General features: G+C 59.1%; 24 protein-coding genes. 9 read left to right on the top strand and 15 right to left on the bottom strand.

From position 1 onward, the window contains the following. Positions 1-37: 37 nt before the first annotated feature. From ACO6TG_RS04460 to ACO6TG_RS04450, 3 genes are read left to right on the top strand one after another with little or no spacing between them, the layout of a single operon-like run. Positions 38-1,729 carry an Hsp70 family protein gene (locus ACO6TG_RS04460; RefSeq protein ID WP_422377060.1) on the top strand — a complete coding sequence of 564 codons (1,692 nt, stop codon included), beginning with the start codon at positions 38-40 and terminating at the stop codon, positions 1,727-1,729. After that, positions 1,719-2,702 carry a hypothetical protein gene (locus tag ACO6TG_RS04455; protein WP_422377059.1) on the top strand — a complete coding sequence of 328 codons (984 nt, stop codon included), beginning with the start codon at positions 1,719-1,721 and terminating at the stop codon, positions 2,700-2,702. Before ACO6TG_RS04460 ends, ACO6TG_RS04455 begins: the two co-directional genes overlap by 11 nt. Before the next feature lie 23 nt (positions 2,703-2,725). Further along, a complete protein-coding gene (locus tag ACO6TG_RS04450) occupies positions 2,726-3,553 on the top strand; it encodes a hypothetical protein (protein ID WP_422377058.1) in 828 nt (275 codons plus the stop codon). Positions 3,554-3,647: 94 nt separating this feature from the next. On the opposite strand, the gene ACO6TG_RS04445 is transcribed toward ACO6TG_RS04450, so the two are convergent. The 4 genes from ACO6TG_RS04445 to ACO6TG_RS04430 form a co-directional block, all read right to left on the bottom strand. After that, entirely contained in the window at positions 3,648-4,865 is a 1,218-nt protein-coding gene (locus ACO6TG_RS04445; protein ID WP_422377057.1) for an NADP-dependent isocitrate dehydrogenase, read from the bottom strand. Between the two features lie 178 nt (positions 4,866-5,043). Then, complete coding sequence (locus ACO6TG_RS04440; RefSeq protein WP_422377056.1) at positions 5,044-5,565, bottom strand: hypothetical protein; 522 nt, start codon at positions 5,563-5,565, stop codon at positions 5,044-5,046. A 42-nt stretch (positions 5,566-5,607) separates the two neighbouring features. Further along, complete coding sequence (locus tag ACO6TG_RS04435) at positions 5,608-6,099, bottom strand: hypothetical protein (protein ID WP_422377055.1); 492 nt, start codon at positions 6,097-6,099, stop codon at positions 5,608-5,610. A gap of 24 nt (positions 6,100-6,123) precedes the next feature. Then, positions 6,124-6,573, bottom strand: a complete 450-nt coding sequence (locus ACO6TG_RS04430) for an Rrf2 family transcriptional regulator (protein ID WP_422377054.1) — start codon at positions 6,571-6,573, stop codon at positions 6,124-6,126. A 133-nt stretch (positions 6,574-6,706) separates the two neighbouring features. Here ACO6TG_RS04430 and ACO6TG_RS04425 point away from each other — a divergent pair, with 133 nt between their 5' ends. Continuing rightward, positions 6,707-8,137: an MFS transporter gene (locus ACO6TG_RS04425; protein WP_422377053.1), complete on the top strand. Its 1,431-nt coding sequence runs from the start codon at positions 6,707-6,709 to the stop codon at positions 8,135-8,137. A 296-nt stretch (positions 8,138-8,433) separates the two neighbouring features. After that, the gene (locus ACO6TG_RS04420) at positions 8,434-10,527 is read left to right on the top strand and encodes a putative bifunctional diguanylate cyclase/phosphodiesterase (protein WP_422377052.1); all 2,094 of its coding nucleotides are present in this window, start codon (positions 8,434-8,436) and stop codon (positions 10,525-10,527) included. Positions 10,528-10,623: 96 nt separating this feature from the next. Here the strand turns inward: ACO6TG_RS04420 and ACO6TG_RS04415 are convergent, their stop codons facing one another. The 7 genes from ACO6TG_RS04415 to ACO6TG_RS04385 form a co-directional block, all read right to left on the bottom strand. Next, positions 10,624-10,770, bottom strand: a complete 147-nt coding sequence (locus ACO6TG_RS04415; RefSeq protein WP_422377051.1) for a hypothetical protein — start codon at positions 10,768-10,770, stop codon at positions 10,624-10,626. 490 nt (positions 10,771-11,260) lie between these two features. After that, positions 11,261-11,902 carry a peptide chain release factor H gene (prfH, locus tag ACO6TG_RS04410; RefSeq protein WP_422377050.1) on the bottom strand — a complete coding sequence of 214 codons (642 nt, stop codon included), beginning with the start codon at positions 11,900-11,902 and terminating at the stop codon, positions 11,261-11,263. Next, positions 11,899-13,092 carry an RNA ligase RtcB family protein gene (locus tag ACO6TG_RS04405; RefSeq protein ID WP_422377049.1) on the bottom strand — a complete coding sequence of 398 codons (1,194 nt, stop codon included), beginning with the start codon at positions 13,090-13,092 and terminating at the stop codon, positions 11,899-11,901. Before ACO6TG_RS04405 ends, prfH begins: the two co-directional genes overlap by 4 nt. Positions 13,093-13,426: 334 nt before the next feature. Next, positions 13,427-15,652, bottom strand: a complete 2,226-nt coding sequence (locus ACO6TG_RS04400) for an NADP-dependent isocitrate dehydrogenase (RefSeq protein WP_422377048.1) — start codon at positions 15,650-15,652, stop codon at positions 13,427-13,429. 178 nt (positions 15,653-15,830) lie between these two features. Continuing rightward, on the bottom strand, positions 15,831-16,340 hold the full coding sequence (locus ACO6TG_RS04395) for a hypothetical protein (protein ID WP_422377047.1): 510 nt from the start codon (positions 16,338-16,340) through the stop codon (positions 15,831-15,833). A gap of 86 nt (positions 16,341-16,426) precedes the next feature. Continuing rightward, a complete protein-coding gene (locus ACO6TG_RS04390) occupies positions 16,427-17,095 on the bottom strand; it encodes a hypothetical protein (protein WP_422377046.1) in 669 nt (222 codons plus the stop codon). 7 nt (positions 17,096-17,102) lie between these two features. Next, positions 17,103-17,642 (bottom strand): STM3941 family protein, encoded by a 540-nt coding sequence (locus ACO6TG_RS04385; RefSeq protein ID WP_422377045.1) that lies wholly within the window; start codon positions 17,640-17,642, stop codon positions 17,103-17,105. Between the two features lie 60 nt (positions 17,643-17,702). Here ACO6TG_RS04385 and ACO6TG_RS04380 point away from each other — a divergent pair, with 60 nt between their 5' ends. After that, positions 17,703-18,380: an AraC family transcriptional regulator gene (locus ACO6TG_RS04380; protein ID WP_422377044.1), complete on the top strand. Its 678-nt coding sequence runs from the start codon at positions 17,703-17,705 to the stop codon at positions 18,378-18,380. 37 nt (positions 18,381-18,417) lie between these two features. Here the strand turns inward: ACO6TG_RS04380 and ACO6TG_RS04375 are convergent, their stop codons facing one another. From ACO6TG_RS04375 to ACO6TG_RS04365, 3 genes are all read right to left on the bottom strand, one after another. Further along, on the bottom strand, positions 18,418-18,852 hold the full coding sequence (locus tag ACO6TG_RS04375) for a DUF2267 domain-containing protein (protein WP_422377043.1): 435 nt from the start codon (positions 18,850-18,852) through the stop codon (positions 18,418-18,420). A gap of 261 nt (positions 18,853-19,113) precedes the next feature. Next, complete coding sequence (locus ACO6TG_RS04370; RefSeq protein WP_422377042.1) at positions 19,114-19,929, bottom strand: substrate-binding periplasmic protein; 816 nt, start codon at positions 19,927-19,929, stop codon at positions 19,114-19,116. A 187-nt stretch (positions 19,930-20,116) separates the two neighbouring features. Next, a complete protein-coding gene (locus ACO6TG_RS04365; protein WP_422377041.1) occupies positions 20,117-21,196 on the bottom strand; it encodes an L-dopachrome tautomerase-related protein in 1,080 nt (359 codons plus the stop codon). Between the two features lie 92 nt (positions 21,197-21,288). On the opposite strand from ACO6TG_RS04365, the gene ACO6TG_RS04360 reads away from it, so the two are divergent. The 3 genes from ACO6TG_RS04360 to murI are packed head-to-tail and all read left to right on the top strand — an operon-like array spanning position 21,289 to position 23,837. Continuing rightward, positions 21,289-22,170 carry a LysR family transcriptional regulator gene (locus ACO6TG_RS04360; protein WP_422377040.1) on the top strand — a complete coding sequence of 294 codons (882 nt, stop codon included), beginning with the start codon at positions 21,289-21,291 and terminating at the stop codon, positions 22,168-22,170. Between the two features lie 53 nt (positions 22,171-22,223). Further along, entirely contained in the window at positions 22,224-23,036 is an 813-nt protein-coding gene (locus tag ACO6TG_RS04355) for an RNA methyltransferase (RefSeq protein ID WP_422377039.1), read from the top strand. Between the two features lie 9 nt (positions 23,037-23,045). Continuing rightward, positions 23,046-23,837, top strand: a complete 792-nt coding sequence (gene murI / locus ACO6TG_RS04350) for a glutamate racemase (protein WP_422377038.1) — start codon at positions 23,046-23,048, stop codon at positions 23,835-23,837. A gap of 164 nt (positions 23,838-24,001) precedes the next feature. On the opposite strand, the gene ACO6TG_RS04345 is transcribed toward murI, so the two are convergent. Then, positions 24,002-25,798 (bottom strand): EAL domain-containing protein, encoded by a 1,797-nt coding sequence (locus ACO6TG_RS04345; RefSeq protein WP_422377037.1) that lies wholly within the window; start codon positions 25,796-25,798, stop codon positions 24,002-24,004. Positions 25,799-26,165: the final 367 nt, after the last annotated feature.

Raw genomic sequence — 26,165 nt, 5'->3', positions numbered from 1 at the left:
CAGAACATGATCACAACTTTGCTTTTTGGTGCTTCTTTTGACCCATATTGGAATTGATCTCGGTACGACCAACTCTTTGATTTCCGTGTTCGAGGAAGCCGGACCGAGACTTCTGCCCAACCGACTTGGAAAATTTCTCACCCCTTCTGTCGTCGGTTACGACGGCAAGCAGCTTTATGTCGGCGAAACGGCACTGGCGCGCAAAGTCGCCAATCCCGACCAGGTTGTCACCGCATTCAAGCGCACCATGGGCACGGAAAAAGACTACAAGATCGGCGGCAAGCGATTTGACTCCGTCGAACTGTCGAGCGCGGTCCTGGCGACGCTCAAGGAAGACGCAGAGGCAGCGCTCGGCGCGCCGGTTGGCGATGTGGTGATTTCCGTACCCGCCTATTTCAACGAAATGCAGCGGAGCTGCGTCGCGACGGCAGCGCGAACGGCCGGTCTCAATCCGGTCCGGCTGATCAACGAACCGACCGCGGCCGCGCTTGCCTATGGCCTTCAGGATCTGGATGCGGAAAGCTGTTTCCTGGTGTTCGACCTCGGTGGCGGTACCTTCGACGTTTCGGTGCTCGAGGTCTTTGAGGGGGTGATGGAGGTCAAGGCGACTTCCGGCGACGCCTTTCTCGGCGGTGAGGATTTCAGCGATGTGCTCGCCAAACATCTTTTTTCCCAACTGCAAAAGGACCAGCAGACCGATGCGAACCGGGTGCCGGTTGCCAAGATCGCCGAAGAGGTCAAGCGCACGCTGACCGAACGGCCAGCGGCAGAGGTGAAGATCGACCGCCCGGGCCTGTCACTGGCGGCGCATGTGACTCGGGACGAGTTCGAGGACCTCAGTGCCGCTCTCCTGAAAAGGCTGCGGAGACCGCTTGAGCGGGTTCTGCACGATGCCAGGCTGGCGCCCTCCGATCTGGAAAAGGTCGTGCTCGTTGGCGGGGCCACGCGGATGCCGGTAATCCGTTCGATGCTGGCCAAGACCTTGCGGCATTTTCCTGATGCCCATATCGATCCCGATCACGCTGTCGCTCTAGGTGCGGCCGTACAGGCCGGCCTTGTCGGCAAGAACCAGGCCCTGAGCGACGTCGTCATGACGGATGTCACCGCACATTCGCTGGGCGTCGAGACGGCGCGCCAGATCGGTGGCCGTCATTTTGACGGCTATTTTCTGCCGATCATCGAGCGCAACACGGTGATCCCGGTGTCGCGGGAAGAGGTCATCAGCGCGCTGCATCCCGGCCAGACGGCGATAGAGGTCAATGTCTATCAGGGGGAAGCGCCGGACGTGAAATCGAATGTCAAACTGGGCAGCGTCACGGTGAATTTGCCGCGCAACAAGTCGGGTGAATTGGAGCCGGCCTCGGTGCGGTTCACCTATGATGTCTCCGGGCTCCTGGATGTCGATGTCACGACGCTGAACGATGAGAAAACAACCAGTCTCCTGATCAAGAACCTTGCCGGTCACATGAGTGACAAGGACATCGAGGCGACCCGCAAGAAACTGTCCAAACTCAAGACCCATCCGGCGGAAGAGGAAGTCAACATCCTGCTGCGCGCGCGGATCGAACAGTGTTTCTCCATGGCACGGCTGGACCAACGCGCCGAGTTCTCGGAGCTGCTGACACAATTTGATGCCGTCCTGGCCAACCAGGATCAATCCGAAATCGAGCGTTTCCGCACGGACATCGCTCCGCTTCTTGACCAGTTCGAGGCCAGCTATGTCCTTTGAGAACGACCAGTCCTTTCCCTTCAGCGTGCTCGGCATCGACGAGCCGGACACCGTGACCCGCAAACAGGTCAAGAGCGCCTATGCCCGCAAGTTGAAATCCATCGACCAGGCCAGCGACGCCGAGGCGTTTCAGGAACTGCGCGGAGCTCTGGAATTGGCTTTGCATCTCGTCGAGCTGCGTGAACGTGCGTCTGAAAGTGAGGCTGAGACCGGACGATCCGATGGTGCCCTGGCCGGAAGTGAACCCGGACATGGGCAAAGAGAAGACGCGGGAGTGGACACGCAATCCACGAACCTGTCCGACGAAAGCGGCTTGCCTCCGGACGCTCAGGTTCCGGCTGGGCAGCTTGAGGCCGCCATCGCTCTTGACCGCGATCTGGCGCTGGAAAACGGCATTCCTGTCGAGATGCGCGACCGCATCGCCGAGATCGAGACGCTTGGTCCGAGCCATACCGCGATCCGCAAGATCTCCGAAATGCTGGATGATCCGGACTTCGCCGAATTTGAAGCCAACAGGCTTCTCGGGCTGGTAATCGCCAACTTCCTGGAACGGGGCATTGAATGGCGCGACGATGATACGCCCCGCTTTGCCCCCGACGTGACCAAGGTGTTTCTGCAGAAACTTGACGAACGCTACCACTGGCTTGCCGATTATCGTGCGCTGGAAGACTTCACCTACCAGCCGGAGATATTGCATGCGGCCATCTTCCTGACGGTCAACGGCTATCCCGCAGTTGGGCAGGAAGTCGGGATCGACAAGATGGCACCGATTGACGGCACGCTGGGGATTGCTGTGCTGATATCGTTTTTTGGCGGCATCCTTGGACGCGTGCTGGATCCTGGAACCTTGCCAGAGGTGGTGCTCGGCTGGATCGTGACGGTTGCCGTGGTGATTGTCTTCGCGATCCTTGCCTACAAGATTGTTGGAAAGCTTCTCGGTTCGCTGTTCCGGCGTGATGATTTCCGTTCCTGAGATCAATTTCCGGGGACGGGACATTGCACGACACTTTCACCATGGAGGCCTTTGAGCTGTTGGGCATCGCCCATCCGGAGGAGGTCAGCCGCAAGCAGGTCAGATCGGCCTATGCAAAGCGGCTCAAGCAGATCGACCCAGCCGAAGACCCTCAAGGTTTCCAGGCGCTGCGTCATGCGCTGGAAACCGCGCTGGCGTTTGTCGACGGTGAGCGCACTGTTCCGGCGACACCACACGACGGTCCGCAGCCCTTGGTCGACCCGGCTGACGGAAGGAAGCCACGCCAGGAAACAGACCGACAGGTCGCACCTGCACCCGCAGAACCGATCATTTCGGCAGCAGAGCTCGGTCTTGCCGAACTACAATGCCTGCGGCTCGGCGATAATACCGTGTCGACGATCACGCGGCTCCTGAACGACACAGCGTTCGATGACCTGGAGATGAACAAGCAGCTTGAACGAGAACTTGTTCTTTTCCTGGATCGCCGGCTGGTCATGAAGAAGGGCGGCATACCGTCCTTTACAAATGACATCACGCCGGGACTGATGAAAGCGATGGCGGCGCGGTTCGACTGGCTGACGGATTACCGGGGCATCGAAAAGAATGCCGGGCGTCCTGAATTGGTAAGCATGGCGATTTCGTTCCTGATCGGCGCCGAGCAAACCCGGCAGCAGCATCAACGCGAAGCCATGGCGCTTTGGGACTGGATCATGGGCATTGCCATTTTTGTTGGCATCCCGCTCGGTGTTGCAGCCCAGTTTCTGGAAAAGGACAGCATCTGGCAGCTGCTGGCCGGAGGGGCGGCGGGCGTTTCCTTTCTGGTGATCATGTTCGTCCTGATGCGGCGCTAAAGCGCTTTACAAGCAGTCAACATGGCCGGCCCCAGATGCCAAAACGCCCCGGAGTGTCCTCCGGGGCGCCAGAATTACCCGATAAGCTTGGAGCTCAGAGTTCCGCCATCGCCTTTTGCAGGTTCTCGTCGATCTTGTCGAGGAAGCCGGTGGTGGTCAGCCAGCCCTGGTCCGGGCCGACCAGTAGCGCCAGATCCTTGGTCATGTAGCCCGACTCCACGGTCTTGATGCAGACGGTTTCCAGTGTCTTGGCGAAGCGGGCAAGCTTGTCATTGCCGTCCAGCTTGGCCCTGTGGGCGAGGCCCCGCGTCCAGGCGAAGATCGAGGCAATGGAGTTGGTCGAGGTGCTTTCACCGGCCTGGTGCTGACGGTAGTGACGCGTGACCGTGCCATGCGCCGCTTCCGCTTCCACCGTCTTGCCGTCCGGTGTCATCAGGACCGATGTCATCAGACCGAGTGAGCCGAACCCTTGCGCGACCGTGTCGGATTGTACATCACCGTCATAATTCTTGCAGGCCCAGACATAGCCACCGGACCATTTCAGGGCGCTTGCCACCATGTCGTCGATCAGCCGGTGCTCGTACCAGATGCCGGCCTCGGCATATTCGTCCTTGAATTCGGCCTCGTAGATCTCCTGGAACAGGTCCTTGAAGCGGCCGTCATAGGCCTTCAGGATCGTGTTCTTGGTGGAGAGGTAGCAGGGCACCTTGCGCTGCAGGGCGTAGTTCAGCGAGGCGCGTGCGAAATCGCGGATGGAGTCGTCGAGATTGTACATCGCCATGGCGACACCGGAAGAGGGGGCGTCAAAGACGTCGCGTTCGATCTCGGTGCCGTCTTCGCCGACAAATTTCAGGGTCAGCTTGCCTTTGCCCGGAAAGGTGAAATCGGTGGCGCGATACTGGTCGCCGAAGGCGTGGCGGCCGACTATGATCGGCTGGGTCCAGCCCGGTACCAGGCGCGGCACGTTCTGCATGATGATCGGCTCGCGGAAGATCACGCCGCCCAGAATGTTGCGGATGGTGCCGTTGGGCGAGCGGTACATGCGCTTCAGGCCAAACTCTTCAACCCGCGCCTCGTCCGGCGTGATCGTGGCGCATTTGATGCCAACACCATGTTCCTTGATCGCGTTGGCGGCGTCGACCGTGATCTGGTCATCGGTCTCGTCGCGCTTTTCGATCGACAGGTCATAATAGAGCAGGTCGATATCGAGATAGGGATGGATCAGCTTGTCCTTGATGAAGGCCCACATGATGCGGGTCATCTCGTCGCCGTCGAGTTCAACAACGGGATTGTCGACTTTGATCTTTGCCATGGAAGGGTGGCCTCGCGGTCTTTAAAAGGGATCGGGCAATCGGGAAACGCACGGTACAGACTTGTACCGGATTTCTATTGTGTGCGCTTGTATACAATCATCTGGTGAGAGGCAAGGGCGTATTGATCTTTCAATCGATTGCCGGAAAAACTCTCTGGAGCCAGTCGGGTTAAGACCCTCACTCCGCCTTGCAATGCGACCGTGGCAAGGGTGACAGCAGATAGGAAGAATCCTCTGGGGTCTTGCGGATCACCGCATCGCCGGCATCACATTGTGCGAAGAAGAGATCCTTGTCCGGCTTCACCAGCAGCCGGTCGTCTGACCTTCCATGGATCTCGAAGGACCCTCCATCGCACTCGATGGCACATGTCAGGGCTTCACCCGAAGCCTCGCAAATGGCGTGGTCCTGCCAGGACCGGTCCTGACCGCGCAACCAGACATCGAGCCTGAGGACCAGCTTTGGCGTGTCCGGATAGGGCTGGAAGGGACTGTCCATGCCCAGGAGTTCCTGCCGGTTCGGAAAATGGCTGATGGCAAAGTCGATCACCTGCTGCCCGCGATGCCGGTCAAGATGTTCAGTGGAATAACTGCGGCCGTAGCAGCTGTCGGTGCTGGCAAAATAGGCTTCCAGGGGCGCGGCCGCAGCGCTGCCTGTCATGACCAGTCCCAGGACGAGGGGTGCGATAATCCGTCTGAACATCATGTCCTCCGAGGTGCCGTGGAGAGTGCCGGCTGACGGCGATCAGCAGCTGTGGTTTGGGGTGAGGCCAGTCGACAACAGGTGGAAGGATTGAAGCACCCCGGCCGGGCCTGAAATGGCAAAGGCGAGGCCGGTGCCGTTCACCGTCCAGGAGCCGGTCAGTCCTTCGCCGGCGGCATCGCAGCTGGCGCCGAGATAGTAGACTTTCCTTGCCGACAGGATGCGTCCGGTGAAGCCATCGCCAGACGGTTCGAACCGATAGGCGTCCTGCAGGGACGTGAACACATAGCCGTTTGGATTGGCGCTAACCGAATATAGAAGACCGTCAGTGCCGATCGCGACAAATTCCGTGTCATCGGCATAGGCCGGAAGATCCGCTTCAATCCAGTTGTTGGCGCTTGAAGCTGCTACTGACAAAGACAAGAACAGAAAACACAGAAGCAGAAACCGGATCATGTGCAGAACAGCCTTTTCTGAAAACGGGTCGATGAAAAGCCTTGTTGCTTCAAAGACCGAAACGTTACGGAAACCCATGCGGAAAATCCAGTTCTCCTTGAGTCATTGCAATCCGCGCTGCTCCTGAAAGGCCTTAATCTCTTCCGCATAGGGCGCAACGATATCTGCCACCGTCACGTTCTGAAGCTCGGCCTGAAAGGTTTGTCGCGCGGCCTCAAGCGCGTTTGAGGTCGCGGTATTGGCTGCCCGTTCCAACAGGCAGTCCGGTGCGTCGCCGGACTGGCCGAGAGCAAAGAGCTGGGGCGAACCAAGTGCCGCATAGACATCTGCCAGGGATATCTCGGACAACGGCCTTTCCAGCACCCAGCCGCCGCCATGGCCCTTTGTGGCCGTGACAAAACCGGCCTTGCGCAGACCCGCCATGGTGCGGCGGACAAGCGACGGATTGGTGTTCAGCATGCTGCCGATCTGATCGGACGTAACCGGCTCCCTGATCTGTTCCAGGTGCAGAAGAACATGAAGAACGCGGGGAAGGCGGCTGTCGGTGCGCATCATTGGTTCCTTGTATCAATGCCCGGACTATAAGCGCGGCCCTTTCTTGTGACAACAAAAAGCACAAGAGATTGACATGCGAAATCATGTTACTTATAAAGTAACGAAATTTCCTTTCCGACTGGAGTTACTGATGTCTGTCTCTTGCACGGAGGCCGGGCAGCGCCCTGGCAGCCGATGGGTGGCGCTTGCAGCGCTTTACCTCGCCATGTTCATGAACATTCTGGACGTATCCGTGGTCAATCTGGCGCTGCCTTCCATTCAGGCAAATGTCGGCGCATCAGACACGGAACTGGAATGGGTTCTGGTGGTCTATGTCCTGACCTTCGCCGCAGGCCTGCTGCCCTTCGGACGGTTTGGCGATGTCCTGGGACGAAAGCGTCTGTTCCTCTGGGGCGTTGCCGGGTTCACGGCGAGCTCGCTTATGTGCGGCCTGGCACCGGATATTCAGACCCTGATTGGTGCGCGTGGCCTTCAGGGTCTCTGCGGTGCGATGATGGTGCCGCAAGTCCTGGCGATCGTGCATGTGCTTTTCACCGGGGAGGAGAAGGGCAGGGCAATGGGGCTCTTCGGCGCCGTCAGCGCGCTGGGCGCCGTTGCCGGACCGCTGGTTGGCGGGGTGCTGGTGTCTGCCGATCTCTTTGGCCTTGGCTGGCGGCCGATCTTCCTGATCAACCTGCCGATCGGACTTGTGTCGATTGTCGGTGCCCTGCGGTTTCTGCCTGAGTTGCAGGTCGATCGGCGTCTGACACCGGACTGGACCGGCACGGCGCTGTTCGCTGCGGCCGTTCTGGCTCTCGTGTTTCCGCTGGTTGAAGGGAGGCAATTCGGCTGGCCGCTTTGGTGCTACGGATTGATCGGGCTTGGATGTGTATTTGGCGGGCTGTTTTATGGTCAGCAGAGGCACAGATACAAACGCGCACAGCCGCAGTTGCTGCCGATCCCGCTGACGCGTGATGCCGTATTCGTCTGCGGTGTCCTGTTCATTGCCCTGTTTTTCTCCGCCATGGCAGGCATGTTTTTCATGCTGGCTATCTTTCTCCAGGCTGGTCAGGGCCATACGCCTCTTGTGGCCGGTCTCTTGCTGGCGCCGCATCCGGTGGGAGTCATCCTGGCGTCGACGCTGACGGGCCGTCTGGGTACGCGCTGGCTGAACGGGCGCATCGTGATCAGCTGCCTGATTGTTCTTTGTGGTCTGGTCGCGCTGCGCGCGACCGTGTCTGCCCAATTGGCAGAAGCCTTTTTTCTGGTATCGCTGCTGGCCGTCGGCCTCGGTGTCGGAACCGGGATACCAGCTTTGTTTCAGCTGGTCCTGTCGCGGGTCTCCGGAAGCGACGCCGGGGCCGGGTCCGGCGTTTTACAGGCCTTTCAGCAGATCGGCATGGCGCTTGGCATCGCCATTCAGGGGCAGATCTTCTTCGGCGGTCTTGGAGCAAGCTGGAAAGAAGGTGCCTTTCCGGAGGCGGCCGCGGTCACGCTGATCTATCCGGTCGGTGTGCTCGCAGGGCTTCTCGCGGTGGCCTGGGTCGTGTGGTGGAGATTTCGCAGGACGCCGGACAATTAATCAGGCGTCCGAGACATGTCGCCATCGCGCTTAGCAAGTCTTAGGTCATCTTCTTGAGGTGCGGGGATCGGTTCATATGTCTTTAATTGAAAAAGCTCGTAGAGTTATATGCGTTTTGCCCCATGTGAAAATTATCAGGTTTGGAAACTTTATTTCGTTTCGTCGGGAAATACGAAATTAGGGCCGTGATTCTACTTCTGCGTTTATAATTTGTTGAGGGGCGAAGGGAACACTGAAAGGGCTGGGCGGCCGCTGGCAGACGCGGCATTTCTTTGTTACTCGGGAGCTGTTTTGTGTTGAGTGCTCTTCGTTTCTGGTCTCACGAGCTTTTCAAGCGTGTTTTTGTCCGGGCCACTCTTTATGGAGTATTCGGTCTGGTGGCGTTTTCGCTGGCCCTGATCGTCATCGACTACTATTCGCAGATGAGCAAGATCGGCGATCGGCTGGCACGCACGGCACATGACAAGGCGCTGTTCGTCACCAATATCGCGGCCCGCGAAATCCAGAACAAGAATTACGGCGAGTTGGAGCGGTTGTTGAACGCCATTGCCGGTGACCGCTACATCGTCGCTGCCAAGGTCTACAACCGGTTCGGGCATGAGTTTGCCAGTGATTTCACTTCCGCCACGCCCTCCAGTGAAGTCAGCCTGAACGAAGCCGCTTTGACGGCAGCGCAGACGGGCCAGTCGGCGCATATCGAGACCGCCACGACCATCGAATACCTGCTGCCCGCATTCCTGGGAGGTGAGGCGGTCGGCAGCGTTCTGGTCCGGATTTCCAAAACCGAGATGCAAGGCATCCTGCGGGACAAGATCATGCAGGTCGCCATCGTGCTCGGGCTGCTGCTCCTGGCCTTTGTTCCGGTGCTGGTCTTTTTGATGTACCGGGCCACCGCCGGTGTCAGCCGTGTGACGCAGGCCGCCAATGAGGCGGCGGCCGGCTTTCTGGATTGCGGTTTGAAGACGGACGCCCCCGGTGAGGTTGGCGATCTGCAATCCGCGTTTCGCGGCATGATGATCAAGCTGCGCGAAAACATCGTGAAGATCGAGCAGCTCGCCTATACAGACCGGATCACCGGCCTGCCAAACCGCGCCAAGCTGGACAATTCGGCGCTGACACAGATCGACCTGCGCCCTAATGGCGAGGGCAGCGTGCTCTATATCGGGCTTGATCGCTTCAAGCTGATCAATGATCTGCATGGCCATGCTACAGGCGACAAATTGCTCCGGCTTATTTCCGTCCGCCTGTCGCGTTTCATCGACCAGATGGCCGGGCCCATGACCTCGAAACCGCCCTGCGTGGCCCGGTTCTCCGGTGATGAATTTGTTGTTCTGCTTCCCGGCCTGAGCGATCCGGACGCCCTGGAACGCCTGGCGGAAGCCGTCGTGGACCGATTGGGCGGTGCGCACAGGATCGGTCGTCTGTCGTTGTCGGTCACCGTCAGCGTGGGTGTCGTGCGCTATCCCGAACATGGCAAAACATCTGAGGAAGTGCTGCGCAACGCCAACATGGCGATGTACGAGGCCAAGGCGTCGGGAAGAGCACAGTCAGTCACCTACAATGACCAGATCCGCGAACGCATGACCGAGCGCGAACAGATCCGTGACAGGCTGAAAACGGCGCTTTCAGAGCGGTCCCTGTCCGTGCATTACCAGCCGAAGGTCGACCTTTCGACCGGCAGGATCGCCGGATCGGAAGCGCTGCTGCGCTGGAAGGATGCGGAGCTTGGCCAGGTGCCGCCGTTCAAGTTCATCCCGGTGGCAGAGGAGAGCGGTCTCATCGGGCCGATCGGTGAATTTGTCCTGGAGACAGCTCTGCGCGACATGAAGGCACTCAACGACAATGGCGCTGATGTGTGTGTCGCGGTGAATGTCGCACCGTTACAGTTGCAATCCCCCGATTTCTGCGACCGGACACTGGGCATCATCAAGGACAGCGGATTTTCAAGGCGCCGGCTGGAACTTGAAGTGACCGAGTCCAGCCTTGTCGATTACTCCCAGACGCTGCTTGACCAGATCATGCCGATCAAGCGGGAAGGGGTGAAATTTGCGATCGACGATTTCGGTACCGGCTATTCGTCGCTCCACAGCCTTGCCAGCATGCCGTTTGACACGCTCAAGATCGACCGGTCCTTCATCATGGATATCGACAAGTCGGAAGACCGGCGGACCATCGTCGAACTGATCCTGATGATGGCACGGCAGCTCCACCTGACCACGGTATCGGAGGGGGTCGAGACCCAGTTGCAGATGGATTACATCAATCTGTGGGGCGGAACGCTCGGACAGGGCTATTTGTGGAGCCCGGCCGTACCTTATGGAGAGTTCCGGAAAATGGTACTCAATCCGGAGGAGGCTGGATTGACTGCACCACAGGCAGCGGCCTCCTGAGCGCCAGGCCACCTGCCGCCAAACCACAATAGGACTGCCCCTTGACGGCGAAGTCGCCATGTCAATCGAAGGTCACAGTGACTTCGAAAGCACCGCTTATTTTCGCTCTACCGACCGGCTGATTTCGGTGATCACACCAAAAGCCACGGCAGCCATGATCTTCAGGAGACCGCTGTCGATCGCCTGTTCCGGGCGCATGTTTCCCAGAAACAGCCCGGGGCGAGGCTCGGTTACGATATCCATGGCAACGCTGATGGCCAGGCCAACTTGCATGCAGCCAAGGAAAAATACAACTCCAGCGATAAACGTTCCCAATTTGGTAAAGGGCATTGCGAAGTCTCTCGAAGTCTAGTGTATGCCTTCGAGGTTACCAATTGTTATTGTTATTGCAAGTATAAAATCGTAAATTACTAAATGATGAAAATTTTATGCAAATTATATTAGAAGTATATTTCGAATTTCATTTCCTGATCTCCTGCTAATATTGAGGAAAAACAAAATATTACGGTGTGAAAGCAATAGATTATCTACAGATAGGGCTGGCAATTTCTTGTTTTCCAGTTCGGAAACAGACGCAGCTGCACCTTGAGTTTGCACGACTTGGGCGCCCGGAGGTGGAGTGCGGTCCGCAAGTCAGTCAGGTCCGGCAGAAGGAGGTTTCTTCCCGGCACATTCGTGCCGGGAAGGACCTGGGCGTTCTGACTGCAAAGGAGCTGGTGCCGGTAAGGCGGCGTCATCGTGCCTCTTCAAAGCGCTCCCCCTTGAAGGTTCTGACCGGGTTGCCGCGCTCCAGCTGCCTGTGTTTGCGGTAATGATCGGATCTGTTCCGGGCGGCCTGCTCCTGGCTTTTCAAGAGGAAACGGGCTCGCAACCGGTCCAGCGCCACCTGCCGGTTGCGATGCTGGGAGCGCTCATCGGTCGATTGGGCGGAGACACCGGTCGGCAGATGGGTGATCCGGACACCACTGTCTGTTGTATTCTGATGCTGCCCACCCGGCCCGCCGGCCCGAAAGGTCTCGATCCGAAGGTCCTTGGGGTCCAACCGGAGATCGCCATGTTCCTGCCGGGTCACGGGAAAGACGCCGACAAACCAGTTCTGCCGTTTGTAATGCGGCCGGAACGGGCTTTTGCAGGTCCACTTGACGGTGCCCGACCAGGCACTTGCAAGACCGTTCGCGTCCGGTCCCGTCAACGTGATCAGGGCCGATGCCGGATCACGTTCGCAGCTGCAGTCCGGAACGGTGGCACAGAAGCGAAGCCCTTTCAGCAACGCTTCCCTCTCGATCCTGCGCAGCACAAGCAAAACCGCCCTGCGGCACTCCCGGGGACCGTCACCGCTGGTCACCAGAAGGTGCTGGTGTGAAGCTGTGTTCATCGCAACCCCCTGCGTTCGATCTGGCGCCTGCGTTTGTCCTGCCGGGCGCTTTCAACCGCCTGCGGAACGGCCCTTTTGTAGGTCAGCAGCGGTTTCAGGGCGGCGACAGGTGCGGCAAGTCCTGTTGATTGCAGGTCATTGAGGACCTGCGACGGGTCCTTGTAAGCATTCGGCGCTTCCTCGATCAGCAGCTGACGATCCTCGCAGATGACGATCCCGCCGAATGATGTCCGGGCGAGTTTCTCCCGGGCCGACCTTGTATCGCCCGCCCGCCCGGCCATGGAGCGGCGGTCGAACTTGCGGCCTGCACCATGGGCAAGGGAGGCCAGTGCCTCCGGTCGCCCGCTGCAGGGGGCGAGCAGATAGCTGAGCGCGTCGCGCGATCCGGCGAGTGGCACAAGCGCCCGATCGGCCTTCGCAGCCCCCTTGCGGTGCAGAAAGCCGTCGCCTCGACCCTCGATGAGATTGTGCGGGGCGTCGGCGACAAGGCTGACTTCGCAGCGCAGGGCGTCAGCCGCCCGTTCCGCAATCAGGGCCCGGTTCAGGGTAGCCCATCGCACCGCCTGGTCATGCGCTTCCAGATAGGACTTGCCGTCGGGGCTTTCCGGGGCAAGGCCGTCGAACCGGTTCAGCACGGTTTCAAACACTGCCATGCCCAGCGAACGGGACCCGGAATGAACCAGTAGAACGAGGTCTCCCTTGGCAAGACCGGCGGCCTTCAGCGCGCCGGCATTGGTGCTGTCGTCAATCTGCTGGACCTCGCAGAAGTGATTGCCGCCACCGATCGTGCCAAGGGCCTGGCCGTGAAGTCCGGTCGGCAAGTCGCTGGCTGCGAGGCGCGCCCTGGCATTGCCGTCCCAGACGCTTTCGAGCTGGCGTAACCTGGCGGCGGCCTTGTCCAGCCGCAGCTTGCGGGCAGGCAGGCTGAGCGCATAAAGGCTCATGCCGCAGCCGATATCGTTGCCGATCAGCTGAGGGTAAATCCGGTCAGCCAGGATTGCCGCGCCGACCGGTCCGCATTTTCCAGGATGCAGGTCCGGAAAGGCGGCGACGGCAGACACGCCGGCCATGCCGGCCACAAGGGCGAGCTGGTCTTCCGCAGCGCCCTCGATCCAGGCCTGACTTGAATAATAACGATGGATGGGCGCCGCGCCTTCTTGCGCAGCCCCAGCCTTTGGAGAAGTGCCCATGTCGGGAACCTTTTTGAAAACGGGTAAAGCACAGGGTCAGGCCTTGCCTGTCCTGATGTGCCTCCGGCGCACCGCGAACGCGGATTAGCGGAGGGGTGCTGCCCTTGAGGGCGCGCGGTGCATGGTCGTCATGTCCGGTGTCCCGTTTTCAAAAGAAATCGTTGGTGCCGCCTGTCGCGGGTGGGAGGGAGATAAGCGCCCGCTTGAGCGTGCGCAAGGGTCTTTCAGGCGGAGCGCGATCGACGCGCTGCTCCTGTGGCAATTCGGTCACGTGTCCCTGGACGCAAAAAGGGCGGCCGAGGCCGCCCTTCAAGAGTAATCAGCTGAAACAGTGTCAGCCGATAATGCCGTTCAGCGTCGCGCTCGGGCGCATGACCGCATCGACCTTGGCCTGCGGCGCATGGTAGTAGCCGCCGGTGTCGGCTGCACCGCCCTGGACCCCATTGAGCTCGGCCACGATGGCGTCCTCATTGCTGGAAAGGGCTTCGGCGACAGGCGCAAAATGCGCCTTCAGCTCGGCGTCCTGGTCCTGGGCTGCAAGTGCCTGGGCCCAGTAGAGGGCGATGTAGAAGTGGCTGCCACGGTTGTCGAGGCCGCCCACCTTGCGGGCCGGGGACTTGTTGTTGTCGAGCAGGCCTTCAATCGCCTTGTCGAGCGCGTCGGCCAGAACCTGGGCCTTGGCGTTGTCCTTGACGTTGGCGAGGTGCTCCAGCGACGCGCCGAGGGCGCAGAACTCACCGAGCGAGTCCCAGCGCAGGTAGTTTTCTTCCTGCAGCTGCTGCACATGTTTCGGAGCCGAACCGCCGGCACCGGTCTCGAACAGGCCGCCGCCATTCATCAGCGGAACGATGGACAGCATCTTGGCCGAGGTGCCGACTTCCAGGATCGGATAGAGATCGGTGAGGTAGTCGCGCAGGACGTTGCCGGTGATGGCGATCGTGTCTTCACCGCGGGCGATCCGCTCGGTGGAGTATTTTGCCGCTTCGGTCGGTGCCATGATCTTCAGGTCCAGACCGGACGTGTCGTGATCCGGCAGATAGGCGTTGACCTTCTTGATCAGCTCCGCATCGTGACCGCGGGTTTCGTCCAGCCAGAAGACGCCCGGCATGCCGGAAAGGCGGGCGCGGGTGACGCCGAGCTTGACCCAGTCGCGGATCGGAGCGTCCTTGGTGCGGCAGGCGCGCCAGATGTCGCCTTCTTCAACACCGTGCTCGATCAGGGTGGTGCCGGCGGCATCAACGACCCGGATGGTGCCGTCGGCCGGGGCCTTAAAGGTCTGCGGATGGGAGCCGTATTCCTCGGCCTTCTGGGCCATCAGACCGACATTCGGCACGGTGCCCATCTTGGCCGGATCAAGCGCGCCGTTCTCGCGGCAGAAGTCGATGACGGCGGAATAGACGCCCGCATAAGAGCTATCCGGAATCACGCATTTGGTATCGGCTTCCTTGCCGTCCGGGCCCCAGCCCTTGCCGCCTGCGCGGATGACGGCCGGCATGGAGGCGTCGATGATGACGTCGGAGGAGACATGCAGGTTGGTGATGCCCTTGTCGGAGTTCACCATGTACATGGCCGGACCGTTGTCGAGCGCAGCCTTGATGTCCGCCTGGATTTCGGCGGCCTTGTCGGCGGGCAGGGTGGCAACCTTGGCTTCCAGGTCGCCGATGCCGAGATCCGGATTGACGCCGAGCTCGGCAAAAGTGGCGGCGTGTTTGGCAAAGACGTCCTTCAGGAACACTTTCACGCAGTGACCGAAGATGATCGGGTCGGAGACCTTCATCATGGTCGCTTTCATGTGCAGGGAGAACAGGATGCCCTGGTTCTTGGCGTCCTCGATCTGCTGCTCCAGGAAGTCGGCCAGCGCGCGCACGCTCATATAGGTCGCGTCGATGACATCACCGTCTTCCAGCGGCCAGTCACCCTTCAGCGTGGTGGCGCTGCCGTCCTTGGCAACGAATTCGATTTTGGCGGTGCCTGCGGAGGCGGCGCCAACGGTCACGGATTTCTCGTTGGAGCGGAAATCGCTTTCACCCATGGTGGCGACATGGGTCTTGGAGGAGCTGACCCATTCCCCCATGCGGTGCGGGTTCTTCTTGGCATATTCCTTGACGGCCTTCGGTGCGCGGCGGTCGGAATTGCCCTCGCGCAGCACCGGGTTCACGGCGGAGCCCTTGATGGCGTCATAGCGGGCCTTGACGGATTTTTCCTCATCCGACTGCGGATCGGCCGGATAGTCCGGCAGCTTGTAACCCTGCTCCTGCAGCTCCTTGATGGCCGCGTTCAGCTGCGGCTGGGAAGCGGAGATGTTCGGCAGCTTGATGACATTGGCGTCCGGCTGCTTGACCATTTCGCCGAGCTCGGCAAGGTCGTCCGACTGTTTCTGGTCGTCGGTGAGATAGTCCGGGAAGTTCGCCAGGATACGGCCGGCCAGCGAGATGTCGCGGGTGCCGATGGTCAGCCCGGCAGCCTTGGTGAAGGAGCGGATGATCGGCAGGAACGAGGCACTTGCCAGTTCCGGCGCTTCGTCGACCTTGGTGTAGATGATATCAGCCATGGCGGTCACTTTTCCCGGTGTTCGAAGTGGGTCTTTCGGGGCGGCACGACACCGGCCCGACTGGAATTTCGACTAGCGTATACAATTGTACGCAATCAATTGAAAGCCCTTCGGAAGGCGTAGGGCGAATTGTCCGGCGGTGTTCTAGCAAACGGGTGGGAAAAGGCAAACGGGGGAGAGGCGGTGGTCAGATGTCGATGTGGTCCGCACCGGCGGCGCGCGCCTGATTTCTGATTTCGTTTAAAAGTTCGAATTCCGAGATATTCAGAAGCAACAAACTGATGGAAAGTCGGTCTCCGCCGATCAGGTCCAGCTTTCTGGTCAAAGTGTTCCAGTCCCGCAGGCCCAACTTTTCAATTTCTCCGGGGTTCAACTTGATGATCAGCTGTGCCTCCTGGGCCCAAATTGCGTTGATGGATGACCAGGGAACTAGAGCGGTTCCTGTCTCAGGAAATGCGAGGCCCTTTCCGGAAAGGATCACATCAGGCCCCTCGTGCCGTTGTAGGGATCTCAAGCGGAAGAACAAATAGCCGATGACCGAGACGCCAACCGGCAGAAGCACCAGATCCCAAGCTGATCTTTCCCCCTTGAAAACTTCAGCGACGAATATAGGCGCAAGTACAATGGTCGATGCGAAAAAAATCCCAAACGCCCATTTGAAAAATGAGATCCGTTTTTTGGAGTAGGTGAGTTCCATAGGTCGTCTTTGGCTCTGTTGGTAGCGTCGGATACTCGCCCGAAGTAAATTTCCAGTAGTCGCATACGCAGAGCGAACAAAAAGGGCTAGTCCCAGTCACTCGTGGCGGGAGCGCCATGCGCCTTGGCGTATGCGCGTATCATGCGTTCGACTTCTTTGCGTGAGAGCTTGTAGCCGTAAAGCATGATGGCTACATCGCGTTTGGTGAACACCTTCGTCGGATTGCGCAACGTGTTTCCAACTGATGAAGGGTTTTTCGTGTAGTGCAATTCGTCCGTGTAGAGCACAAGATGCTTTAGTCTACCTCGCGCGATATAAAGTACTCGAATGCGCGTAACTGCGTGCCAGGGGACGAACCAATGTTGGTGTACGTAAGTAACCCCTTCCGGACTGAGTTCTAGCCACGGCTTGTCATTGAAAATTGCCAATTGATAAAACATACCTAGAACCAATATAAGGAGAAATATAGTGACGGAAATTGCCAATATTCCTTTATCTTCTAAGATATTGCCTTCAATGTATTCGTTGTAGGTGGCGAGCATCATTCCGAAAGTCATAGCAATTACTATTAAGAAATTTACGATGAATTTTGCTGCTGATCGATAGAACTTTCGCTTCTTGTTTGTGTCTATTTCCATGTCAAATTCGCCGGTATTGAAAAAGCGAGTTGACCATAGGCGCGCGCGGTTAAATATAAGTTGTGAAGGAGGTTGTGGTGTTCTTTTAGGTGTGGCGGGCCCGTCGGCTGTTCGCATTTCAGCACTATCCTACTGCAGGCGCTCCATGCGCCTCGGCGTAGGCCAGGACGATCGACTGCAAGTCCCTGAAGGACACACCAAAACCCATCGGGTTCAGGCAATGCCCTTGTGCACCGACCAGCGCATTTGCGAGCCGGTAAGCCTTGTAGACGACAGACTGATTCAAGGTGGCCTCGAAGGTCTCGTCGAGGTCCAGCATGATGAAGGATGAGCCGCGGCTTCGCCAGGTGGATATCCCGGTGATGTGAGCCCAGGGCAGCCAGTCCGCTGAAATCCGTTCGTCCCGGATGCCCTCGGGGCCGATCTCGATGGCCTGATCGGGCTTCAGCAGCAGGCGGATCGCGCCAAAAAGGCCGAGACCGCCGAAAAACGCCATGCAGACAATGCCGAGGACCTGGCCGTCGCCCTCGCTGCCGGGAGCGTCGAAGACGCCCGTTGTCAGCACGTATCCAAGACCCGCGAAAGGGATGCTCAGGCTCAACAGCAGCAGCGTCCTGGCAAGGGAACGTTTGAAGCGGAGTGTCTCGTTGGGGTCGATAGTCATGTGATCTTGCGGTTCTGGACGTGCGCGGTTGGCGAGCCACGGCTGGTATTGATGAGATGGATGGCAAAGCGAGTTTTACCTGCAGGCTTGTCAAAAGCCCATGTCTCTGTCCATCTCCTCGGCATGAACACGCTCCTTGAAAAAATTGATTCCGCTCGGGTAGCCTGCGGCTATCTGACCGTCGAAGCCATGATGGAAACGCTGGAAGGCAACCATGTACTGGATCCGTTTTCGACGCTCGTGACGGCAGGCGTTCAACTTGGAAAGGGCAACATTCTCTATCCCGGGGTCACGCTCAAGGCGTCCGGCTCTTCCAGACTGGTGATGGCGGATTGCAATCTTCTCCATGCAGGATGCCTCTTCGAAGCCTCGCAGGGGGACATCATCGTTGGAAGCGGCAACTGTTTCGGTGAGGGCGGGTTTATCGCCAAGGCAAACCGGCAAGGGGCGCGGATAGAGATCGGAGATGTTGGCCGTTATCAGAACAATCCCAGCGTTTTTGGGGAAACGACACTCGGTGATGGCTGCCAGCTCCTGGGAAGTATCCTCGTGGACAGTTGCGTCTTGGAAGGCGGCGGCTCTCATGACGAGCCTGATCCCGATCTAAGAGGCGGTTTGCTGAAGGGAAGTGGGCCGGCTCGCAATCTCACCATCCCGAAGGGCAAGGTTATTGCCGGTCAGGGCGGGTTCCTGCAGGCCGACTTGTTGCCGCAAAGCCACTTCCATCCAAAGGCCTGATGGACGACGACTGGAAGTGAAACCGAATGGGTGCCGTTTAGAAACGTGCTTCAGCGCTCCAGAACGCCACCGCCCCGTCCGGCAGTCCCGCCAACACCCGGTCCAGCTCCCGCTCATCAATGGAGGACCGGCGCAGGGCGGCCGCGACGTCTTCGATCGCGCTTTCCGGGGCCAGGTTGTGATCCTTGCGCACGGATTTCATCTCCCGGATCAGCGACGCCCGGTCCGGAAAGGGGGGCGGGGTGTCTGAGAGCGTCCAGTCCTCGACGAAGATCGCCCGTGGCACGGCCGGCAGCACATTTGCAAATACAAGAGCCTGCTGCGTGGTCAGGTGGCTGCGGAAGGTGTGCAGAACGGCGCGCAGCGTGTGATAGGCCTGATGATGGGTCTGCAGCATGCAGGTGTCGCGCACGTCTTTGATGAAGGCATCGAAGTCCTGGGAAGCGAGGAAATAGGTCTGGGGCATCGGCATGGCAGGCACCGGGGAAGATTCGTTTGTCCTCCAGTCTGTCCCGGCTCGTTCTGTCTGTCACCCTCATGCTTGCCCGTGATTGTCATTCCGCATGCAGTGCGGCGGCGATAAGGGATCCGGGCCACACGGTGGGAGGTTCTATGCACAAGCGCAAGGACGACAGCTTATTGGGTTCAGGCCTTGGCTACGCCAAACCGGGATGAAAATGACCGTTTCAGAAACCCATGAGCGTGCTCAGGGAGAGGACGGCATTGTTCCGGATTAATAAAGCACCTCGGCGGACCTGTATTTCCCGGTGATCCGCTCGAAGTCGCCACTGTCCTTTATGGCTTGTAACTCTGCATCAAATGCAGCGACGAATTCGGCCGACACGCTCTTCTTGGCGAACATGATGTAATTGGGTTCCGAGGCGACGACGACGTCCGTCACCTTGATCTTGTCGGCGAGGCGCAGTTTGGCGATTTCCGCCGACACGACAAAGGTTTCACCGAGGATTGCGTCGACCCGGCCAAGCACCAATTGTTTCAGATTGAGTTCCAGACTGTCGGTTGTCTCGATCTGCCCGGAATAAGCCTCCTTGAGCTTCGGAAAGTCCCCGCCATACGCGTATTCGCGGATGACGCCCAGCCGGTTGCCCTGTTCGAAGAAGGACGCCAGGGACTTGTAACGCGGCCTGGTGCCGGCGGTGACGAACAGGATTTCGTCGGCGACAATATATCGCGCGGTGAAATGGGCGAATGCCTCTCGATCCGGCGTTTTTGTGACAGGCGTCGCAATATCCACCGTGCCATTCTGCATGGCATTCAGATGGCGGGCCCAGGGCAGGGGCACCTTGGTGAGCCGGCAACCCATCTTGTTCAGGATGGTTTCGATGACCTCGAAATCCATGCCGCTGACCGCATTCCCCTCCACGATGTTGTAGGGTCTGTAGTCTCCGGCCCCTGCGATCAGGGTGCCGTCCCGCGGACAGTCCACAGCGTGGGCTGGTTGTCCCGGCAGCGCGACGCAAAGCGCAAGCAGGACGCACGTCACTGCCAGGGACTTGCTGGTGATAGGGCTCGTTCGGGCCTTGTGCATGCGTAAAACATGGCTTTGAAACGTGAAATTACTCTTGATTAGACTGTAAAAAAGTCGAAACAATTTCAGTCTTGGTATTATTACTTAATAAGATAAAGTGGTACTGGTCCGCTTTGCACGCCGAGCCTGTAAGTGAAGGGGTGCAGATCCTGTCCGCACCCCTCCTTTCGTTGCCTGGATGCCCGGATCAGCGACCACTGACCGCCGGGCTGAGGGCCGGAAAACGCACGATGCGATAGGTGCCGAGTGAAGCATCCTCGCCGCCATTCAGCACAGGTGAGCGGTGTAGCTCGTTGATGGTGGCATAGACATAGCCGTCGGCTCCGATGGAAAAGCCATCTGGCCAGGGCAATCCCTCGTCCGACTGGAAAAGCTCTTCATAACTGCCATCCGGTCTTGTGACACCGATGGCATTGTCCGTCATGGCGGTGATGTAGACATTGCCGCCCGTGTCCACCGTCGAGCCGTCGGAGATCGGTTTGTCGCCGTAGCGCTCCACCCGTTCGATCAAGTCCTCTTCGCTCAGGCTTTCGTTGAGCAGATCCTTTGTCTGGACCCGGTACATGGCGCTGGCCGTCATGGGCGCAAAATAGACCCAGGTATTGGTCGGATCGATGGTAATCGGGTTCACACCAATCCTGGCCGGACTGCCGCCGAGCAGAATTTCGCGCCCGTCAATGACCATCGGCGTGTCTTCCGGTGTGGTGAAGCGGGAGCCTTCCAGAACGCGGCGTGCGCGGCCCGTCTCCAGATCCAGAACGATCAGGGCAGAGTTTACGCCGTCTCCCGTGTCGGAAATGTAGATTGCGCCGTGATCCCGGTCGACCGCGAGATCGTTGAGGAAAGACGTCGGACGGGCCACCGGCGCGCCGATATAGTGGATGGCATGGAGCTGTTCGGTGTTGGTGTTCCAGCCGACCACACGCCCGGTCTGGTTTTCACCCTGTCCGTCCAGCATCCACAAGATGCCGTTCCGGTCGGCCCTCAGGCCCAGAACACCGTTGAGACCGTTGCCGTCCTCTTCCGGCGCTCTTGCCCAGGTTTCGCTCGGATAGGGTTTTGTCGTGCCGTCCTGGAACACCTCCACAACGCGCAGTTCCGGGCCATAAAACTCGTGTACGGACATGAACATGCGGCCATCCGGGCCAATGGCAAGATTGCCGGGCGGCATGGACTTGTCGAATTGCAGATAGGTTTCCAGACCTTCAGCACTGGCCGGCGCAGCAAGGGCGGACAACATCATGGCTGCAGCAAGAATATGTTTCATTCACTCCTCCATCGGTTGATGGGGAGGGTTTAAAGTTTTTGGATTTTGAGAGTAAGATATTCAAAATCTAAAGCAGCATTCGAAAAATTCAAATGTACAACATCGCAGATCTGCAGAGCTTCGTGGCGCTGGCCAAATCCGGTGGCATCACCTCGGCCGCCGCGCAACAGGGCATTTCGGCCGCGACGGCCAGCCACAGGCTGGCCAAATTGGAAAGCAGTCTGAACGTGACGCTGGTTCACAGGAACTCCCGGAGCTTTCGCCTGACAGAGGAAGGGCAGCTCTTCCTTGAGCGGGTGGAGACCATTCTAGAAGAGCTGCAACAGGCGGAACTGGAAATCGGCAGCGGAACCGCTCAGCTGAGGGGCCATTTGCGGGTGACCATGTCGCCTTGGATCCTGTCGCGGTTTGTCATGCCGGTGTTGCCGGAGTTTCGCCGGCAGCATCCGGATCTGTCGGTCGAATTCCTGGCGGTTGATCGCTATGTGCCGCTGGTCGAGGAAGCACAGGACTGCGCCATCCGTGTCGGACAGCTGGCCGACAGTTCCCTGATCGCCGCGAAACTCTGTGACAACCACAGGATCATTTGCGCGGCGCCGCGGTTCCTGGAGGAGCAGGGAAGACCGGAACTGATTGAAGACCTGCGAGACGCCCCCTGGGTATGCCTGCCCTGGCAAACACGGTTCGATCTGGTTGATCGGAAAGGGCGAAAACGGCAGATCTCCGTTGCTCGCAGCGTGGCTGTGTCGAATTCCGACATGCTGACGGCGGGAGCCATCGAAGGCTTGGGCTTCGCGGTCAAATCGCGCCTTGCGGTCCAGGACGAACTTGATGCGGGCGCACTGGTGGAGGTGATGCCGGGCCGGTTGCACGCGCCAGAGGCGCCGATCTCCTTTGTCTATTCGGCTGAAACGCGCAGCAGCTCCAAGACGCGGGCGTTTCTGGACCTTGCGCGGGTGGCCTTTCGACGTTGATATTGCGGTCGGCAACTTCCCATTTTCGGCAGAACCGGGTACATCCCCCGCCCATGAGCAAAAACGCACATATCAGAGATGAAGCCCGGGCCGTGACCGCCCGGCCGCCGGCGGTGATCCTGTGTGAGCCGCAGCTTGGTGAAAACATCGGCACTGCGGCGCGGGCCATGGCGAATTTCGGACTGGTCGATCTCAGGATCGTCAATCCGCGTGATGGCTGGCCGAGTGAAAAGGCACGTGCGGCCGCCAGCAGGGCCGATCACGTCATCGACAAGGTTCAGGTGTTCGACAGCGTCGAGGCCGCGATTGCCGATCTGCAATTTGTCTACGCCACCACGGCGCGTTCTCGCGAAGTGCCGAAACCTGTGCGCGGGCCGGATGAAGCTGCGAAAAAATCCGTTGAACTCGGTGAGACGGGAGCCGCCACCGGCTATTTGTTTGGCCGGGAGCGCTGGGGTCTCAACAACGAGGAAGTGGCACTGGCCGACGAGATCGTGACCTTGCCGGTCGATCCGGACTTTGCCTCGCTGAACATTGCCCAGGCCGTGCTGGTCTGCGCTTATGAATGGCGCAAGACCGCAACATCCGGTGCGCTGCCCTTTATCCTGTCCGAAGAAGAACATCCGCCGGCAAAGAAGGACGATATCCTGCGCTTCTTCGAACATCTGGAAGGTGCGCTCGACAAGGCAACTTTCTTCCGCCCGCCCGAACGGCGCCCGCATATGGTGCGCACCTTGCGCAACATCTTCCAGAAAGCGGAACTGACCGAGCAGGAAGTCCGCGCGCTCCGCGGTGTCATTGCGAGCCTGGAAAAGCGCGAAACCCGTCCGCGCAAGGACAAGGGCGCTTCGGAAACAGAAGACTAGGAGCGGAACGTGAGCGGCTCGGGACCGGTTCTGTTTTTTGATTCAGGTCTTGGCGGGCTCACGGTTCTGCGTGAGGCACGCTACCTGCTGCCCTACGAGCAGTTCCTTTATGTTGCCGACGATGCCGCCTTCCCGATCGGACGCTGGCAGGAGGTGGAGCTGAAAGCACGGCTCCTGGCGTTGTTTGACGATTTGATCGCCCGTCATGCACCGAAGGCGGTGGTGATTGCCTGCAACACGGCTTTCACGCTGGCCGGAGAGGCCCTGAGGGAAGCCCATCCTGATATCCCCTTTGTCGGAACGGTTCCGGCGATCAAGCCTGCGGCAGAACGGACGTCCTCCGGGCTGATTTCGGTACTGGCGACGCCGGGGACCGTGCGCCGAGCCTATACCAAAAGCCTGATCGACAGCTTCGCCGGCAAGTGCCATGTGCGCCTGGTCGGGTCCGACATGCTGGCGGAGCTGGCCGAACGGCATCTGCGCGGCGACAGCGTCGCTGACGAAGAGCTCCTGACCGAGATCTCTGACTGTTTCCTGGAGCAGAATGAGCTGCGGACGGATATCGTCGTGCTCGCCTGCACGCATTATCCGTTTCTCGCCAATCGTTTCCGCAAGATTGCCCCTTGGCCGGTCGACTGGCTGGATCCGGCCGAGGCCATTGCCCGCCAGCTGGTGCGCGTTCTGGGGGCGGGGGCCGCGACGCAGCCGTCACTTGGGCCGGACCGGGCTGTTTTCACGTCCAGGTCGCAGAGCGCCGTGCTGATCCGATTGCTTGCCGGGTTCGGGCTGGCTTTGGTTTGAAGGCCGGAAACCCCAACCCAAGGCGTCATCCTGAGGACGCGCGTTAGCGCTGTTTCGAAGGATGAGCCACAAGCATCTGAATTTGCAGCCGGTCCCACGAGACACGCGCGGGCGCGCTCCTCAGGACAACGCTGAACAAGTGTTTACGTTGCATCTAGTTGGGCTCAGGCCGCCAGGCTCTTGACCACGAGGCCGTCGTCGGAGCGTTTGGCCGCCCGCTTCAGTTCCATGATTTCATGGTTGAGCGTTTCGGGATGGACGGTTGTGCCCTTGGCAAGGCTGAGGATCGAAATCGAACACTGCAGCAGAGGGAATTGCCGGGTGGTGCCAAACCGGTCCTGGGCCTCAATATAGCCGCGTTCCCGGTGTTCGGGCTCATAGAAACTTTCCACATCGAGCCGGAAAGCGCGTTTGAGCGCGAGCATGCGCGCGGCGACATCGGTCTGGTCGATGTTGTGAAAGCCGACGAAGAAATCGTCGCCGCCGATATGGCCGTGAAAGGTTCCGGAGCCTGATATATGGCGTTGCAGGAGCTCGCCGAACAGGATGATGGCCCGGTCCCCCTGACGATAGCCATAGGTATCGTTGAACGGTTTGAAATTGTCGAAATCGAGATAGACCAGATGTCGGTCCTGTGTGCCCTTGCGCGCGGAATCGGCGATGAACTTGGCAATGGCACCATTGCCGGGCAGGCGGGTCAGCGGGTTCTGGTCCTGCGCCTCCTGAAGGCGCTTTTCGTGGATGATCTTCAGAAGAGACGTTGCCGACAGAAAGCCGGCGTATCGAAAATTCTCCGTGATGATAATGCCGTCCGAGTTGATCGAAGAGGCAAAGGTTACCAGCAGCATGTCGGCGTTTGAATCGATGTCGGCAATCGGACAGGCGCGGACGAATGAGCGTAACGGAAAATCGAGCGCGGCCTTGGCGTCGTCGTCATCCGGCCCCCCGGCATAAAGATATGCCTTGAGATCGCGCTCGTGGATCAGCCCGCGCGGCTCGTTGTTGCTGTCCAGCACAGGCACCACGCTGGCATCCTGATTGTGGACGACCATGTCGAGCAATTCGTTCATGGACGCGTCGAACCTGATTGTCGGCAGCTGGACCAGCTCATTGCGGATCCGGTCCTGTTCCTCGCGCCGCTTGCCGCCGGTGCCCGGTGCCCGCACGTGGTCGTAAAACAGTTTCGCAGAGGAGGCCTTCTGAAACGGCTTGGCGACAAAATAGCCCTGGATCAGGTCGCAGCCGGCTTCCCGGCACGCCTTGAATTCGCGTTCCGTCTCCACGCCTTCGGCAATAACCCTGGCGCCCAGCACGTGGGCGAGGTTGGCAACCGTCGTGACAAACAGCTTGCGTCTTGCGTCGCTGTCGATGCCGTTCAGGAAAAAGCGGTCGATCTTGACATAGTCGGGTGACATGTCGTGCAGCAGGCGCAGCTCGGAAGAGCCGCGGCCGAAATCGTCCAGTGCAATCAGGAACCCGATCTGACGCAAGTCGTTGATTGCGTGATGGGTGACGTCGGTGAACGTCTGCTGATGGCGTTCGGAAAACTCCAGGCAGATCTGATTTATCTGCAGTCCGGCCCTGGACACGATCTCGCTCAAGTTCATACGAGGATCGTTTTCCTCGCCGAGGTCGCGTCCGTCCAGCTTGAAATAGAGTTTGGTGCCCTGTGCGATCTTGAGGCTGGCGAATCGGGCAAGGGCCTTTTCGATCAGCTTCGCTTCCAGCTCCGGCAGATACCCGGATGCGTGTGCCTCGTCGATCAGATCATCTACCGACCGGGCCCCGACAAGGTCGCAATTGCGGATCTGAGCCTCGTACCCGTAAACAACGCCCGTGCCGATATCGACGACCGGCTGCAGGGCATAATCGAGCGCGTCGAGCGTGTCTTTCGGCGCACAGCAGACTGCACCGGTATCGTCCGGTTCTGCCTGCAGAGCTGATTGACTGTTCGCTGACATGCTTGTTCCTGTGCCTCGTCCGGCCGATATGCTTCCACTTGTGTGATGGGGATTTGAGAGTGCCGTTTCCCTGCTATTATTCTCTAGGGTTGTAACGGCGATTGCATAGTGAAAAGCTGCAATTAAAATTTCCTAAATGTATGCATTGTTTTCCGCGTCTTGTGAACGTAACGTCATCAATTAGGGGTGGATATCCTTTTAGGTGCGACCTGAAAGTCGAAGTTGTCCAACAAAAACCTGCGAAAACAGGCTCGCACGGGCGAGTTTCCTGGTTCGTGCATTGACATTCGTGGACCCATTCTGTATCTCCGCGCGGTCCGGTGGGCTTTGTCTTCCGGATCTACGCACCCGTGGGCATCCGGCCGGC

The sequence above is a fragment of the Roseibium sp. genome (genome assembly GCF_965233565.1).
Classification (GTDB): domain Bacteria; phylum Pseudomonadota; class Alphaproteobacteria; order Rhizobiales; family Stappiaceae; genus Roseibium.
This window is presented reverse-complemented; position numbering and strand designations above follow the sequence as displayed.